We start from the raw sequence: 16,359 nt of genomic DNA on the forward strand, positions 1-16,359 counted from the left end.
GTCTGGTGTTCCGTACGCCTTTGTACGGGACAGTATGTGAACCCAGGACCTAAGGCCCCGGGGACCCGTCAGACCATCAGCGAACGGTCCGTCGGGCGGATCGGCGCCGGCAGGTCGCTGACACCGGTGAGGAAGCGGTCGACGCCCTTCGCGGCCGAGCGGCCCTCCGCGATCGCCCACACGATGAGGGACTGGCCGCGGCCGGCGTCACCGGCGACGAACACGCCCGGCACGTTGGTCTGGAACTCGGCGTCGCGGGCGATGTTGCCGCGCTCGTCGAGGTCCAGGCCGAACTGGTCGACCAGGCCGTTGTCCCGGTCGGTGCCGGTGAAGCCCATGGCGAGGGTGATCAGCTGGGCGGGGATCTTGCGCTCCGTGCCCGGCTTCGAGGTCAGCTTGCCCTCGACGAACTCCACCTCGGTGAGGTGCAGCCACTGGACGTTGCCGTCCTCGTCGCCCTCGAAGTGGGTGGTGGAGACGGAGTAGATCCGCTCGCCGCCCTCCTCGTGCGCGGAGGTGACCTTGTAGAGCATCGGGAAGGTCGGCCAGGGCTGGGCGACCGGGTTCCGCTCCTCGTCCGGGCGGGGCATGATCTCCAGCTGGGTGACGGAGGCCGCGCCCTGGCGGTGGGCGGTGCCCACGCAGTCGGCGCCGGTGTCGCCACCGCCGATGACCACGACGTGCTTGCCCTCGGCCGTGATGGGGGGCGCCACGTAGTCGCCCTCCTGGACCTTGTTGGCCAGCGGCAGGTACTCCATGGCCTGGTAGATGCCCTTCAACTCCCGCCCGGGGACGGGAAGATCACGGGCGGTAGTTGATCCGGCGGCGATGACCACGGCGTCGTACCGCTTGCGCAGGTCCGTCGCCTTCATGTCGCGGCCGATCTCGATGCCCGTACGGAAGCGGGTGCCCTCCGCGCGCATCTGCTCGATACGGCGGTTGATGTGCCGCTTCTCCATCTTGAACTCGGGGATGCCGTACCGGAGGAGGCCTCCGACGCGGTCCGCGCGCTCGTAGACGGCGACCGTGTGGCCGGCCCGGGTCAGCTGCTGCGCGGCGGCGAGGCCCGCCGGGCCTGAACCGATGACCGCGACCGTCTTGCCGGACAGGCGCTCGGGGATCTGCGGGGCGACATCCCCGGTCTCCCACGCCTTGTCGATGATCGAGACCTCGACGTTCTTGATGGTGACCGGCGGCTGGTTGATGCCGAGCACACACGCCGACTCGCACGGAGCGGGGCACAGCCGGCCCGTGAACTCCGGGAAGTTGTTCGTGGCGTGCAGGCGCTCGGAGGCGTTCGCCCAGTCCTCGCGGTAGGCGTAGTCGTTCCACTCGGGGATCAGGTTCCCCAGCGGACAGCCGTTGTGGCAGAACGGGATGCCGCAGTCCATGCACCGGCTGGCCTGCTTGCTGATGATCGGCAGCAGGGAGCCGGGGACGTAGACCTCGTTCCAGTCCTTGACGCGCTCACCGACGGGGCGGGTCCTGGCGACCTCGCGACCGTGGTTGAGAAAGCCCTTGGGATCAGCCATTGGTCGCCGCCTCCATCATCTTCTCGGTGATCTCGGTCTCGGAGAGACCGGCTCGCTCGGCGGCGTCCTTGGCGGCGAGCACTGCCTTGTACGTGCTGGGGATGATCTTGCTGAAGCGCTCCACCGCGGTGTCCCACTCGGCGAGCAGCTTCCCGGCGACGGTCGAGGCCGTCTCCTCCTGGTGGCGGCGCACCACATCGTGCAGCCACTTCTTGTCGGTGTCGTCCAGCGCCTCGACGGCGTCGACATTGCCGACGTTGACGTTGTCGCGGTCGAGGTCGATGACGTACGCGACTCCGCCGGACATGCCGGCCGCGAAGTTGCGGCCCGTCTCGCCGAGGACCACCGCGTGACCGCCGGTCATGTACTCGCAGCCGTGGTCGCCCACGCCCTCGGAGACGACCGTCGCGCCGGAGTTGCGCACGCAGAACCGCTCGCCCGTACGACCGCGCAGGAACAGCTCCCCGCCGGTCGCGCCGTAGGCGATGGTGTTGCCCGCGATGGTGGAGAACTCGGCGAGGTGGTCGGCGCCCCGGTCGGGACGGACGATCACCCGGCCGCCGGAGAGGCCCTTGCCGACGTAGTCGTTGGCGTCGCCCTCCAGGCGCAGCGTGACACCGCGCGGCAGGAAGGCGCCGAAGGACTGGCCCGCCGAGCCGGTGAAGGTGATGTCGATGGTGTCCTCGGGCAGGCCCGCACCGCCGAACTTCTTCGTCACCTCGTGGCCGAGCATGGTGCCGACCGTGCGGTTGATGTTGCGGATGGCGACCTGGGCGCGCACCGGCTGGGCGTCGGTGGCGCTGTCCGCGGCCAGGGCGTCGGCGGCGAGCTTGATCAGCTCGTTGTCGAGCGCCTTCTCCAGGCCGTGGTCCTGCTGGATGACCTGGTGCAGCGGGGCGCCCGCGGGCAGCTCAGGCACGTGGAAGAGCGGGGACAGGTCCAGGCCCTGCGCCTTCCAGTGGTCGACGGCGCGCGTGACGTCGAGCCTCTCGGCGTGGCCGACGGCCTCCTCGATCGTGCGGAAGCCCAGCTCGGCGAGGATCTCGCGGACCTCTTCGGCGATGAACTGGAAGAAGTTCACGATGTACTCGGCCTTGCCGTTGAACCGTTCCCGCAGGGTCGGGTTCTGGGTGGCGATGCCGACCGGGCAGGTGTCCAGGTGGCAGACGCGCATCATGACGCAGCCGGAGACGACGAGCGGCGCGGTCGCGAAACCGAACTCCTCGGCGCCGAGCAGCGCGGCGATGACGACGTCCCGGCCGGTCTTGAGCTGGCCGTCGGTCTGGACGACGATGCGGTCGCGCAGGCCGTTGAGCAGCAGGGTCTGCTGGGTCTCGGCGAGACCGAGCTCCCAGGGACCGCCGGCGTGCTTGAGGGAGGTGAGGGGCGAGGCACCCGTACCGCCGTCGTGGCCGGAGATCAGGACGACGTCCGCGTGCGCCTTGGACACACCCGCGGCGACCGTGCCGACGCCGACCTCGGAGACCAGCTTCACGTGAATCCGCGCCTGCGGGTTCGCGTTCTTCAGGTCGTGGATCAGCTGGGCCAGGTCCTCGATGGAGTAGATGTCGTGGTGCGGCGGCGGCGAGATGAGGCCGACACCGGGCGTCGAGTGACGCGTCTTGGCCACCCACGGGTACACCTTGTGGCCGGGCAGCTGACCGCCCTCGCCGGGCTTGGCGCCCTGGGCCATCTTGATCTGGATGTCGTCCGCGTTGACCAGGTACTCGGAGGTCACACCGAAGCGGCCGGAGGCGACCTGCTTGATCGACGAACGGCGCGCCGGGTCGTAGAGCCGGTCCGCGTCCTCGCCGCCCTCACCGGTGTTGGACTTGCCGCCCAGCTGGTTCATGGCGATGGCGAGCGTCTCGTGGGCTTCCTTGGAGATGGAGCCGTAGGACATGGCGCCGGTGGAGAAGCGCTTGACGATCTCGCTGACCGGCTCGACCTCGTCGATCGGGATCGGCTGCCGGTCGGACGTGAAGCCGAACAGACCGCGCAGCGTCATCAGCCGCTCGGACTGCTCGTTCACGCGCTCGGTGTACTTCTTGAAGATGTCGTAGCGGCCGGAGCGCGCGGAGTGCTGGAGGCGGAAGACCGTCTCCGGGTCGAACAGGTGCGGCTCGCCCTCACGGCGCCACTGGTACTCGCCGCCTATGTCCAGGGCCCGGTGGGCGGGCGCGATGCCGCTGGCCGGGTACGCCTTGGCGTGGCGGGCGGCGACCTCCTTGGCGATGACGTCGATGCCGACGCCGCCGATCTTGGTGGCCGTACCGCTGAAGTACTTCTCGACGAACTGCTCGTCCAGACCGACCGCTTCGAAGACCTGGGCGCCACGGTAGGAGGCGACGGTCGAGATGCCCATCTTGGACATGACCTTCAGGACGCCCTTGCCGAGGGCGTAGATCAGGTTGCGGATGGCCTGCTCGGGCTCGATACCCGGCAGGAAGGTGCCCGCGCGGACCAGGTCCTCGACGGACTCCATCGCCAGGTACGGGTTGACGGCGGCGGCGCCGAAGCCGATCAGCAGGGCGACGTGGTGGACCTCGCGGACGTCGCCGGCCTCGACCAGCAGGCCCACCTGGGTGCGCTGCTTGGTGCGGATGAGGTGGTGGTGGACGGCCGCGGTGAGCAGCAGCGACGGGATCGGCGCGTGCTCGGCGTCGGAGTGGCGGTCCGACAGGACGATGAGCCGGGCGCCGTTGGCTATGGCGGCATCGGCCTCGGCGCAGATCTCCTCGATGCGCGCGGCGAGGGCGTCACCGCCACCGCTGACCCGGTACAGGCCGGAGAGGGTCGCGGCCTTCATGCCGGGCATGTCGCCGTCGGCGTTGATGTGGATGAGCTTGGCCAGCTCGTCGTTGTCGATGACCGGGAAGGGCAGGAGCACACCGCGGCAGGAGGCGGCCGACGGCTCCAGCAGGTTGCCCTGCGGGCCGAGCGAGGAGCGCAGCGAGGTGACCAGCTCTTCGCGGATCGCGTCCAGCGGCGGGTTGGTGACCTGCGCGAACAGCTGGGTGAAGTAGTCGAAGAGCAGCCGCGGGCGGTCGGACAGCGCGGCGATCGGGGAGTCCGTGCCCATCGAACCGATCGGCTCGGCACCGGCCTTGGCCATCGGCGCGAGAAGGACGCGCAGCTCCTCCTCGGTGTAACCGAAGGTCTGCTGGCGGCGGGTGACCGAGGCGTGCGTGTGCACGATGTGCTCACGCTCGGGCAGGTCGGACAGCTCGATCTCGCCGGCCTCCAGCCACTCCGCGTAGGGCTTCTCGGCGGCGAGGCCGGCCTTGATCTCGTCGTCCTCGATGATGCGGTGCTCGACGGTGTCGACGAGGAACATCCGGCCGGGCTGAAGACGGCCCTTGCGGACGACCTTGGCCGGGTCGATGTCGAGGACGCCGACCTCGGAGCCGAGGACGACGAGGCCGTCGTCGGTGACCCAGTAGCGGCCGGGACGCAGTCCGTTGCGGTCGAGGACCGCGCCGACCTGCTTGCCGTCGGTGAAGGTGACGCAGGCCGGGCCGTCCCAGGGCTCCATCATCGTGGCGTGGAACTGGTAGAAGGCGCGGCGGGCCGGGTCCATGGAGGCGTGGTTCTCCCAGGCCTCCGGGATCATCATCAGCACGGAGTGCGGGAGGGACCGGCCGCCGAGGTGCAGCAGCTCCAGGACCTCGTCGAAGGACGCGGAGTCGGAGGCCTCGGGCGTACAGATCGGGAAGACCCGCTCGATCTTCTCCTGGTCTCCGAAGAGGTCGGAGACCAGCTGGGACTCGCGGGCGGCCATCCAGTTGCGGTTGCCCTTGACCGTGTTGATCTCGCCGTTGTGCGCGACGAAGCGGTACGGGTGGGCGAGCGGCCAGCTCGGGAAGGTGTTCGTGGAGAACCGGGAGTGCACGAGCGCGATCGCGGAGGCGAAGCGGCGGTCGGACAGGTCCGGGAAGAAGGGCTCCAGCTGGCCGGTGGTCAGCATGCCCTTGTAGACGATGGTCCGCGCGGACAGCGACGGGAAATAGACGCCGGCCTCGCGCTCGGCGCGCTTGCGCAGCACGAACGCCTTGCGGTCCAGGGCGATCTCCGTCGACTCGCCGTCGGTCACGAAGATCTGCCGGAAGGCGGGCATCGTCGAGCGGGCGGTGGCGCCGAGGAGTTCCGGGGCGACCGGCACATCGCGCCAGCCGAGGACGGTCAGGCTCTCTTCCGCGGCGATCGTCTCGATCCGTGAGACGGCGTCCTCGATGCCGTCCTCCCGCAGGAAGGCGGTACCGACGGCATACGCACCGGCCGCGGGCAGCTCGAATCCGGCCACCTCGCGGAAGAAGGCGTCCGGCACCTGGGACAGGATGCCCGCGCCGTCGCCCGAGTCGGGCTCGGAGCCGGTGGCACCGCGGTGTTCGAGGTTGCGCAGAACGGTGAGCGCCTGCTCGACCAGCGCGTGGCTCGCCTCACCGGTGAGGGTGGCCACGAAGCCGACGCCACAGGCGTCGTGCTCGTTGCGGGGGTCGTACATACCCTGCGCAGCAGGGCGAGCATCCATGAAGGACCAGTTCTGGCCATTCGCGGAGTGCTGGGACGGCTGGCGCGGCGTACGCATCGGCTCTCCCGTCGTCGTCATGTGGCATATGCAGATTGCCGAGGGACGACGCTGGCCCTCTGCGTGAGTGCAAAATTTCGTGCAGGTTACATGATGGAGCGGTTCTCGGGAACCGGGATAATCCGTTCCAACATGCGGACGCCGCGGGGTCGCGGCGGGTACCGCGCTCGGCGGCGCAAAGTATGTGGGGACCAAAGCTGATCAATCGGTCAGATTGATGCCGTCGGCCCGAAGTGGCGGGCGGGAGCGTCGTCGCCCACCCCGCGGGTGCGCCGCGGGCCTCATTGCCCACAGCGCTTACGGCTCATGCCCGGTGGTTAAGCATTCGAAACCAGCGAGTAACGGCTACTTATACGGCCCAACGCATAAGTCCCGGCCGAACTATCCTACGGCGATTCCGAACAGACTGCCCAGGGCGTACGTCACACCGGCCGCGGCCCCGCCCAGCGCGAGTTGCCGCAGCCCGCTGAACCACCAGGTCCGCGCCGTCACCCTGGCCACGACGGCACCGCACGCGAAGAGCCCGACAAGCGCCAGCAGCACCGCGGGCCACAGGGCCGTGGCGCCGAGCAGATACGGCAGTACGGGGAGCAGGGCGCCCAGCGCGAACGCCCCGAAGGAGGACCCGGCGGCGACCAGCGGCGAGGGCAGATCGCCGGGGTCGATGCCCAACTCCTCGCGGGCGTGGATCTCCAGGGCCTGCTCGGGGTCCTTCGACAGCTGCCGGGCCACCTCGCGGGCCAGCTTCGGCTCGACGCCCCGGCCTTCGTACAGCGCCGCGAGCTCGGCCTCCTCGTCCTTGGGGTGCTTCCTCAGCTCCCGCCGCTCCACGTCCAGCTCGGCCTCGACCAGCTCACGCTGGGAGGCGACGGAGGTGTACTCGCCGGCAGCCATGGAGAAGGCACCGGCGGCGAGACCCGCGAGCCCGGTCAGCACGATGCCCTGCCGGCCGACCGCACTGCCCGCGACACCGGTCATCAGGGCGAGGTTGGAGACCAGACCGTCCATCGCACCGAAGACGGCGGGGCGCAGCCAGCCGCCGGTCACATCGCGGTGCGTGTGATTGTCGCGGTGCGCCTCGTGCAGCGCCGCCTCGGTCTCGATGATGGCCACTCGGGTCCCCCAGGAGCTTCATTGGACTGATTCCACTTTTTGACAACACCCAATGTACGCCGCCCATTCCGGCCCCGCCAGCAAGGAAAGGCTGGACTAACCAGGGACTTTGACCCCCTCCGCTCATCTGCACGAGTGCCTGCACAGATGTCGACCGGGTGACACAGGGGCGCGTGAGGCTGCGCGGAACACCGCACCGGGGACAGTTCCGCAAAGGGTTCCGCGTCCCGGAAACGCCTCCGACATCTGCGGAGACTCCTGATCCGGAAACGCCCCCGAGAGGAGAGCCGCGTATGGCATCGATCGCCTGTATTCCCTCCGTCCCGGCGCCCGGGAACGCCGCCGAACTCCGCGAGCGGGCTCGCGGCGCCCTGCTCGGCCTGGCCGTCGGCGATGCCCTCGGGGCACCGGCGGAGAACCTGAAGCCCTCCGAGATCCGCGCCCGCTGGGGCCGTATCACCGGCTACGTCGCCGACACCCCGTCCGGCACGGACGACACCGAGTACGCGATCTTCTCCGGCCTCCTCCTCGCGCGCCACGGCTCGGCCCTCACCCCGGCGCACGTGGAGGCCGCCTGGCACGAGTGGATCGCGGACCGCGACGAGGGCCCCTTCCGGGGCGCGGGCTTCAGCGAACGCGGCACGCTGGAGAACCTCCGCCGGGGCCTCGCGGCCCCCATCTCCGCGCAGCACCGGCACGCCTGGAGCGACGGGCTGGCCATGCGCGCGGCCCCCTTCGGCATCTTCGCGGCGGGCCGCCCCGCCGAGGCCGCCCGCCTGGTGGCGATCGACGGCTCGGTGAGCCACGACGGCGAGGGCATCTACGGCGGCCAGGCGGTGGCGGCCGGCGTCGCCGCGGCGATGGCGGGCGCACCTACCATCGCGGTGGTCGCCTCGGCCCTGGCGGTCGTCCCCGACGACTCCTGGACGGCCCGCTCCCTGCGCCGCGCGGTGGCGGTGGCCCACCGCGGCGAACGCGCGGTCCGCTCCGCCGTCGTCATCGGCGGCTACCCCTGGACCGACCTGGCCCCCGAGGCGGTCGCCCTCGCCTTCGGCGCGTACGCGGCGGCCGACGGCGACTTCGTCCCGGCGGTACTGACAGCCGTCAACATGGGCCGCGACGCCGACACCACGGCGGCGGTGGCGGGCGCTCTGGCGGGCGCGACCCGGGGCGCGTCCGCGATCCCGCCCGACTGGGCGACGGCCATCGGCCCGGCCCGCGGCAGCTGCCTGCCGTCGATGGCCGGGCACCACGTCCTGGACGTGGCGGAGTTGCTGACACCGGGCGAGGCCGGAAGATGGAGAACGGCCGGATTCGCACCCGCGGCGGAGACGGCCTCATGACGCCCCCCGCTCCCTGGGACGAGACGACGGCGGTCACGGCGGACCTGATCGAACCCGCGGCCGCCGACGGCGAGGAACCCCCACAGGGGCCACCCGCACCCGACAACGAAAGTTGTACGGGTGGTGCGGGTGGGAACAAAAAGGCCGAAGGCGCAGCCGAGGCCGCTTACACCGGCACCCACCCTCACCGCATCGAAGGCCTACTCCTCGGCCTAGCCGCAGGCGACGCCGCCGGCTGGCCCGCCGCCCGCCACCGAGCCGCCCGCATGCCCGACTGGACCCGCCGCCTCACCCGCGAACTGGACACCTTCGCCGAACAGAACGCGACAACCACCCTCCCCGTCCCCATCGCCCTGAACCAACCCCCCGAACCCCTCCGCCTCGGCCCCTCCGACGACGCCGAATGGGCGGTGTTCGCGGCGGAGGCCGTCCTGCGGGCCGGCGACGACACCGTCCTGGGCGACCTGAGCCGACAACGCCGTACCCGCGCCGCCATCGACCTGACCTGGAACGCCCTCGCCGGCGAGGTGGCCGCCGCGGCGGACCGTGCCCCCGAGGTCGAGTCCGCTGTCCTCCCCCTGCGCGCCCGCATCTCCGTCCGGGCCGGCCTCGGCAACCTCGCCGCCGGCCTGCGCCCGCCCGCCACCGGCCACGACAACCCGCACTACTTCGACGACGCCGCCTGCGTACGCGCCTGTGTGCTGGCCGTGGCCCACCCGGGCGACCCCCGACTCGCCGCCGATCTGGCCGAGTTCGACGCCCGCTACACCCAGGACGGCGACGGAGTGCACGGCGCCCGCGCGATGGCCGCGGCACTCGCACTCGCCCTGGCCGGAGCCGGCCTACAGGCCTGCGTCACGGCCGCCCTCGCCGAACTCCCCGAGTCCACCGAGATCGGCCGCAACGCCCGCCACGCCCTCAAGCTCGCCCAGGACGCCGAGAGCGCCTTCGCCCTGATCCCGTTGCTCGAACACCAGATCGTCGACCACGTCTACAGCTACGGCATCGCCGCCGCCGAGACGGTCCCGGTCGCCCTCGCCCTGGCCCTGGCCGCGCACGGCCGGATCGCGGAGGCGGTGCCGGCGGCGGCCTGTCTGTCCCGGGTCGCGGACTCGGCCCCCGCCCTCGCGGGCGCCCTGACCGGCGCGCTGGGCGGCGGCGCGTCGATCCCGGCCTCCTGGCGCGACACCTGCCGCACCCTCTCCGGCTGCGTACTCCCCCGGCTCACCGGCACGGACCTCGTGGAACTCGCCGAACTCCTGGAAGCCACGCAACCGGCCCCACCAGAGGGATGATTCGGGACATGAAGCCCACAACACCAGAAATCCAAAAAGCGAGCCTGGACGAACGGATCACCGGCGCCCTGGTCGGCGCGGCCGTCGGCGACGCGCTGGGCGGCCCCGTCGAGGGTTACGCCCCCGAGCAGATCCTCGAGCGCCACGCCGGCCGCGTCCACGGCATCGTCGGCCCCTGGAACGGCGACGCCTGGCGCACCGCCCGCCCCATCGCCCCGTACCACAAGGGCGACGGCCACGTCACCGACGACACCTTGATGACGCACGCGCTGGTACGGGTCTACGCACAGGTCCGCGACCACCTCGACGCCTACTCGATCGCGGACCACCTGGTCCCGGACCTGATGAAGAACCCCCGCTGGATCCCGGAACTGGAGTCGGAGGCGCTCCCCCTGCACCGCGTCTTCCTGGCGGAGAAATGGCTGGTGGCAAGGCTCCACTACGGCCATGTGGACCCCCGCGAGGCCGGCGTCGGCAACATCGTGAACTGCGGTGCCGCGATGTACATGGCGCCGGTCGGCCTGGTCAACGCGGCCAACCCGGCAGGCGCGTACGCCGAGGCGCTCGACATCGCGGGCGCCCACCAGTCGTCGTACGGCCGCGAGGCGGCGGGCGTCTTCGCGGCGGCGGTCGCGGCGGCGAGCACACCGGGCGCGACCCCGGACTCGGTCGTCTCGGCCTGTCTGTCCCTGGCGAAGGACGGCACCCGGGCGGCGATCGAGCGAGTCTGCGCGGCGGCGTCCCGCTGCGCGGACTTCGAGTCGGCGCTGGGCCCGCTGCGGGAGGCGGTGGCTCCGTACGACACGGTGGGCCCCGACTACCGCTCCCCCTCCCTGGGCGCCCGCCGCCCCTCCCGCCTGCACGCGATCGAGGAACTCCCCGTCGCCCTGGGGATGTTGGTGGTCGCGCACGGCGACTTTCGCCACGCGGTCCTGGGCGCGGTGAACTACGGCCGCGACTGCGACTCCATCGCCACGATGGCGGGAGCGATCGCCGGCGCGCTGGGCTCGCCGGTGCCGGAGGACTGGGCGAAGCAGGTGTCGGAGGCAAGCCGCCTCGACCTGTGGGAACCGGCGACCACGCTCACGGCCGTGACCCGGGAGGTCTTCGAACGGGACGTGGACCGCCGCCGCGCACACGAGACGGCGTTCACCGCGCTCGGGACCCCCGCATGCTCCGACTGACCTGGGTCCAGCCGGAGGACCTGATCGGCCATGAGTTGCGCCAGGCGGCCCAGGACGGCCGGGAGCCGTCGGCCGTCGCGGCGAGGTGGCGAGCGGCGGGCGGCTCGCAGGCCCCACTGCGGGCGGGCGCCTCACCGCGACCGGCGTCGAGATACCTGAGGACGCTCGCCAAGGACCTGCTGGACGAACTGGCCGACCTGCCCAGCAGGTTGCGGGAGGAGGAACCGACCGACCTCACGAGGATCAAGGCCCTGTGCCCCGACTGGCCGGGCAGCGCATCCCACCCCCGCCCAGCCCCCGCCCAGGCCCACCTGGAAGCCGCCTGGCTCGGCCGAGCCGTCGGCTGCCTCCTGGGCAAACCCGTCGAAAAGCTCCCCTTGACCGCCATCCGCCAACTCGCCGAATCCACCGGCAACTGGCCCCTGAACACCTACTTCACAGCCCGAGGAGTCCCCCCGGAACTCCTCACGCGGCACCCCTGGAACCGCCGCTCGGCGAACACCTCCCTCGCCGAGAACATCGACGGCATGCCCGAGGACGACGACCTCAACTACCCCCTGCTCAACCTCCTCCTGCTCCAACGCCACGGCAGACACTTCACCACCACGGACGTGGCAGCCCTCTGGCTCGACGAACTCCCGGCCGGCCGCACGTTCACGGCCGAACGCATCGCCTACCGCAACCTCCTCACCGGCCTGGAGCCCCCGCGCACGGCCCGCCATCGCAACCCGTTCCGCGAATGGATCGGCGCGCTGATCCGCGCCGACGTCCACGGCTGGACCAACCCCGGCGACCCGGCAGCCGCCGCCGAACAGGCCCACCGGGACGCCACCCTCACCCACACCGCCAACGGCGTCTACGCGGCGATGTTCATCGCGGCCACCATCGCCACCGCGACCACCGCGACCACCGGCGCAGCCGACATCCACACCGCACTCCGCACCGGCCTCACCGTGGTCCCGCCGGGCTCCCGCCTGGCCCGAGCCGTCCGTCACGCCCTCCAACTCGCGCAAGAACACGAGGACTTCGAGACGGTCGTCGACGAACTCCACGCCACCCACGCCGAAACCCACCACTGGGTGCACGCCGTCCCCAACACCGCCCTGATCGCCGCCGCCCTCACCCACGCGAACGGCGACTTCACCGGCTCCATCTGCCGTGCCGTGTCCGGCGGGTGGGACACCGACTCCAACGGCGCCACGGCCGGCAGCGTCGCCGCCCTCCTCGCGGGCACCCCCTCCGCGCTCCCCGACCGCTGGACGGCCCCGCTCAAGAACCGACTCGCCACAACGATCGGCGACTTCAACGGCACCGGCTTCGACACCTTGGCCCACCTCACCTGCCTGGAGGCTTCCCGCCCATGACCCACAGCCCGGCCGGCCGCATGACCACGGCCCCGCTCACCGGCCTCCGCGTCCTCGACCTCGCCACCCTCTTCGCCGGCCCGCTCGCCGCCACGATGCTCGGCGACTTCGGCGCGGAAGTCATCAAGATCGAGCACCCCAGGAAACCGGACCCGTCCCGCGGCCACGGCCCGTCGAAGGACGGCGTGGGCCTGTGGTGGAAGCTGCTGGGCCGCAACAAGCGCACGATCACCCTGGACCTCTCCAAACCCGGCGGCCGCACCACCCTCCTGCGCCTCGCCGCCACCGCCGACGTCGTCATCGAGAACTTCCGCCCCGGCACCCTGGAGAAATGGGACCTCGGCTGGGAGGAACTGTCCGCCGCCAACCCCCGCCTGGTCCTCACCCGCGTCACCGGCTTCGGCCAGTTCGGCCCCTACGCCCACCGCCCCGGCTTCGGCACCCTCGCCGAGGCGGTGAGCGGCTTCGCCGCGATCACCGGAGAACCGGACGCGCCGCCGACCCTCCCGCCCTTCGGCCTCGCCGACTCGATCGCGGGCCTGACCACGGCGTACGCCGTCATGACCGCGCTCGCCGCCCGCGACCGCACCGGCGAGGGCCAGGTCGTCGACATGGCGATCATCGAGCCGATCCTGACGGTCCTCGGCCCGCAGCCGACCTGGTACGACCAGCTCGGCCACGTCCAGCCGCGCACCGGCAACCGCTCCCAGAACAACGCTCCGCGCAACACCTACCGCACGGCGGACGGCACCTGGGTCGCCGTGTCGACCTCGGCCCAGTCGATCGCCGAGCGCGTGATGCGCCTGGTCGGCCGTCCGGAGCTGATCGACGAACCGTGGTTCGCGTCGGGCGCCGACCGGGCCGCCCACTCCGACGTCCTCGACAAGGCGGTGGGCACCTGGATCGCCGAGCGCACCCGCACCGAAGTCCTCGCGGCCTTCGAGAAGGCGGAGGCCGCGGTGGCGCCGATCCAGGACGTACGGGACGTGATGACCGACCCGCAGTACCAGGCCCTCGACACCGTCACCACGGTCGACGACCCCGAACTGGGCCCCCTCCGGATGCAGAACGTGCTCTTCCGCCTCTCCTCCACCCCCGGCGCGATCCGCTGGGCGGGCCGCCCGCACGGCGCGGACACGGCGGACGTCCTGGCCGAACTGGGCCTGACCCGGGCGGACCTGGCCACCCTGCGCGAGGAGGGCGCCGTATGACAGCGACCCCCCTCACCTTGCTGTACGCCCCCGGCGACCGCCCGCACATCGTCGCGAAGGCCCTGGCCGCAGGCGCCGACGTCGTGGTGATCGACCTGGAGGACGCGGTCGCCCCCGACCGCAAGGAGTACGCCCGCACAGCCACCGCCGAACTCCTCACCGAGCCGCAACCGGTACCCGTACACGTCCGCGTGAACGCCCTGGAGAGCCCCTGGGCGCCGGCGGACCTGACGGCGATGACCGCGCTCCCGGGCCTGTCCGGCCTGCGCCTGCCCAAGGTGACCTCCCCGGAGCAGATCGTCGGCCTCGCCGAACGCACGGCCCCCGCCGACGGCGGCGCACCTCCGCTGTACGCCCTCCTGGAAACGGCCCTGGGCATCGAGCGGGCCTACGCCATCGCCTCCGCCCACGCGTCCCTGCGCGGCATCGGCCTCGGCGAGGCGGATCTCCGTGCCGAGCTGGGCGTCCGTGACGACGCGGGCCTGGACTGGTCCCGCTCCCGGGTGATCGTGGCCGCGCGGGCGGCGGGCCTGGCCCCGCCGCCCCAGTCCGTCCACCCCGACATCCGCGACCTGGAGGGCCTCGCCGCCTCCTGCGCCCACGGCCGCGCCTTGGGCTTCCTCGGCCGCGCGGCCGTCCACCCCCGCCAACTCCCGGTCATCGAGCGGGCCTACGCGCCCACGGCCCAGGAGATCGAACAGGCGGAGACGATCGTCAAGGCGGCGACGGCGGAACCGGGCGCCCTGGCGCTGCCGGACGGCCGGTTCATCGACGCGGCGGTGGTGGCAGCGGCGCAGAGAACGCTGACACTGGCCCGCCGGAACTGACCCCACACGCAACGAAGAGGGCGCCCGGAAATCCCAGGGCGCCCTCATCCACGTACGACCGACCGTCAGGTCTTCTTCCCCGACCCGGCCCCGTCCTTCTCCTCGGCCTTCTCTCCGTCCTCCGCGTCGGCGACCTCGGTCTCGTCGTCGTCGCTGTCAGCGTCGGCCTCGCCGTCGGCCTCGTCATCGGAGGCACCCGGTTCCACGACGGCCTCCCGCCCCGGCCGCTTCTTCGCCGACAGCACGAAGTACAGCACCGCGAGCAGGAACACGATCATCGCGGTCCAGTCGTTCAGCCGCAGGCCCAGGATGTGGTGGGCGTCGTCGACGCGCAGGTACTCGATCCAGAAGCGGCCCACGCAGTACGCGGCGACGTACAGCGCGAACGCCCGTCCGTGCCCGAGCTTGAAGCGCCGGTCGGCCCAGATCACCAGCACCGCGACACCGATGCACCACAGCGACTCGTACAGGAACGTCGGGTGGTAGGTGCCCGGCACCCGCCCGTCCGTCGAGGACGTGATCTTCAGCGCCCAGGGCAGGTCGGTGGGCTTCCCGTACAGCTCCTGGTTGAACCAGTTCCCCCAGCGCCCGATCGCCTGGGCGAGGGCGATGCCGGGGGCGAGGGCGTCGGCCCAGGCGGGCAGCGGGATGCCCCGGCGCCGGCAGCCGATCCACGCGCCCACCGCACCGAGCGCGATCGCGCCCCAGATGCCGAGACCGCCTTCCCAGATCTTGAAGGCGTCCACCCAGTCACGGCCCTCGCTGAAGTACAGCTCGTAATCCGTGATCACGTGGTAGAGCCGACCGCCGACCAGACCGAACGGCACGGCCCAGACCGCGATGTCGGCCACCGTGCCGGCCCGCCCGCCCCGGGCGATCCAGCGCTTGTTGCCGAGCCAGACGGCAACGAAGACGCCGATGATGATGCAGAACGCATAGCCGCGCAGCGGAATGGGACCGAGGTGGATCACCCCGCGCGAAGGGCTGGGAATGTAGGCAATATCCATGGCAGGGTCGACGCTACCTTGCCGGGCCGGACCCACGGCAGGCAGCCCGGCTACGGGTCCATAACGGGCGGGTATGAAAGCGGGCGGCCACGTTTACTTCTTGGCGGCCTCCTGCACCAGCTGCTTGAGCTTCGCCGGGGTCATCGTCTGGTCCTGGTAGATGTTCGTGCCGTTGAGGAGCACGGTCGGTGTGCCGCTGAAGCCGCCGTTGCGGAAGGCCGCGGCGGACTTCTCGACCCAGCTGTTGTGCGTGCCGTCCTCGACACAGGTGCGGAACGCGGGCGTGTCGAGTCCGTCGACCTTGTCCGCCAGCTCGATGAGCTTGCTGTTCTCGGCGAAGGCGTCGTCGGTCTCGGCCGGCTGGTTGTCGTAGAGCACGTCGTGGTACGGGGTGAACTTGCCGACGTCCTGGGCGCAGGCCGCGGCGTTGGCCGAGGTGCGGGAGCCGGTGCCGCCCAGGTTGCCGTCGATGATCGTCGCCAGGTGGTACTCCACTTTCAGCTGACCCGCGTTCGTCAGCTCGTGGATCACCGGGCGGTACGCCGTCTCGAAGCCCTTGCAGGCCGGGCAGCGGAAGTCCTCCCAGATCGTGAGCGTCGACTTGGCGCTCTCCTTGCCGACCGGGATGGCCAGGCTGTCCTTGCCCTGCGCCCCGGAGGGTGCCACGACCGGGCCCGACGAGTCGCTGCCGTCGTCCTTGCCCGCGTTCGCCGCGACGACGCCGATCACCGCCGCGAGCCCCAGGACGCAGACCACGCTCGCGCCCACGATCAGCGTACGGCGCCGCTTCTCGGCGGCCTTCTGCTTCGCACGCTCGTCCGCCAGCCGCTCGCGGGCCGTGCGCTTTCCGTCTCGGTTCTTCTCGCTCACACCCCGCAGAACGAACCGGGGAGGC

General features: G+C 71.4%; 11 protein-coding genes. 6 read left to right on the plus strand and 5 right to left on the minus strand.

Annotated features, from left to right (window positions below; translation table 11 throughout):
- Positions 1-68: 68 nt before the first annotated feature.
- From AB0I77_RS33230 to AB0I77_RS33240, 3 genes are all read right to left on the minus strand, one after another.
- A complete protein-coding gene (locus tag AB0I77_RS33230) occupies positions 69-1,532 on the minus strand; it encodes a glutamate synthase subunit beta (protein WP_363286455.1) in 1,464 nt (487 codons plus the stop codon).
- Positions 1,525-6,120, minus strand: coding sequence for a glutamate synthase large subunit (gltB, locus tag AB0I77_RS33235; RefSeq protein ID WP_363286577.1), 4,596 nt, complete (start codon positions 6,118-6,120; stop codon positions 1,525-1,527). Before gltB ends, AB0I77_RS33230 begins: the two co-directional genes overlap by 8 nt.
- A gap of 381 nt (positions 6,121-6,501) precedes the next feature.
- A complete protein-coding gene (locus AB0I77_RS33240; RefSeq protein WP_363286456.1) occupies positions 6,502-7,233 on the minus strand; it encodes a VIT1/CCC1 transporter family protein in 732 nt (243 codons plus the stop codon).
- A 293-nt stretch (positions 7,234-7,526) separates the two neighbouring features.
- Between AB0I77_RS33240 and AB0I77_RS33245 the strand changes: the two genes are divergently transcribed.
- Genes AB0I77_RS33245 through AB0I77_RS33270 form a run of 6 tightly spaced genes read left to right on the plus strand, consistent with a single transcriptional unit; the run spans position 7,527 to position 14,457 of the window.
- A complete protein-coding gene (locus AB0I77_RS33245) occupies positions 7,527-8,576 on the plus strand; it encodes an ADP-ribosylglycohydrolase family protein (protein ID WP_363286457.1) in 1,050 nt (349 codons plus the stop codon).
- Positions 8,573-9,871, plus strand: coding sequence for an ADP-ribosylglycohydrolase family protein (locus tag AB0I77_RS33250; RefSeq protein ID WP_363286458.1), 1,299 nt, complete (start codon positions 8,573-8,575; stop codon positions 9,869-9,871). Before AB0I77_RS33245 ends, AB0I77_RS33250 begins: the two co-directional genes overlap by 4 nt.
- Positions 9,872-9,879: 8 nt before the next feature.
- Positions 9,880-11,055 carry an ADP-ribosylglycohydrolase family protein gene (locus AB0I77_RS33255; RefSeq protein ID WP_363286459.1) on the plus strand — a complete coding sequence of 392 codons (1,176 nt, stop codon included), beginning with the start codon at positions 9,880-9,882 and terminating at the stop codon, positions 11,053-11,055.
- On the plus strand, positions 11,043-12,419 hold the full coding sequence (locus AB0I77_RS33260) for an ADP-ribosylglycohydrolase family protein (RefSeq protein ID WP_363286460.1): 1,377 nt from the start codon (positions 11,043-11,045) through the stop codon (positions 12,417-12,419). The genes AB0I77_RS33255 and AB0I77_RS33260 overlap by 13 nt, the downstream gene beginning before the upstream one ends.
- A 20-nt stretch (positions 12,420-12,439) precedes the next feature.
- Complete coding sequence (locus AB0I77_RS33265; RefSeq protein ID WP_363286578.1) at positions 12,440-13,630, plus strand: CoA transferase; 1,191 nt, start codon at positions 12,440-12,442, stop codon at positions 13,628-13,630.
- A complete protein-coding gene (locus tag AB0I77_RS33270; RefSeq protein ID WP_363286461.1) occupies positions 13,627-14,457 on the plus strand; it encodes a CoA ester lyase in 831 nt (276 codons plus the stop codon). The genes AB0I77_RS33265 and AB0I77_RS33270 overlap by 4 nt, the downstream gene beginning before the upstream one ends.
- A gap of 65 nt (positions 14,458-14,522) precedes the next feature.
- Here AB0I77_RS33270 and lgt read toward each other — a convergent pair whose 3' ends face one another.
- Both lgt and AB0I77_RS33280 read right to left on the minus strand, forming a co-directional pair.
- Positions 14,523-15,464 carry a prolipoprotein diacylglyceryl transferase gene (gene lgt / locus AB0I77_RS33275; protein ID WP_363286462.1) on the minus strand — a complete coding sequence of 314 codons (942 nt, stop codon included), beginning with the start codon at positions 15,462-15,464 and terminating at the stop codon, positions 14,523-14,525.
- 93 nt (positions 15,465-15,557) lie between these two features.
- Positions 15,558-16,334, minus strand: a complete 777-nt coding sequence (locus AB0I77_RS33280) for a thioredoxin domain-containing protein (protein WP_363286463.1) — start codon at positions 16,332-16,334, stop codon at positions 15,558-15,560.
- Positions 16,335-16,359 lie beyond the last annotated feature (25 nt).

The organism is Streptomyces sp. NPDC050619 (genome assembly GCF_040654815.1).
Classification (GTDB): Bacteria; Actinomycetota; Actinomycetes; order Streptomycetales; family Streptomycetaceae; genus Streptomyces.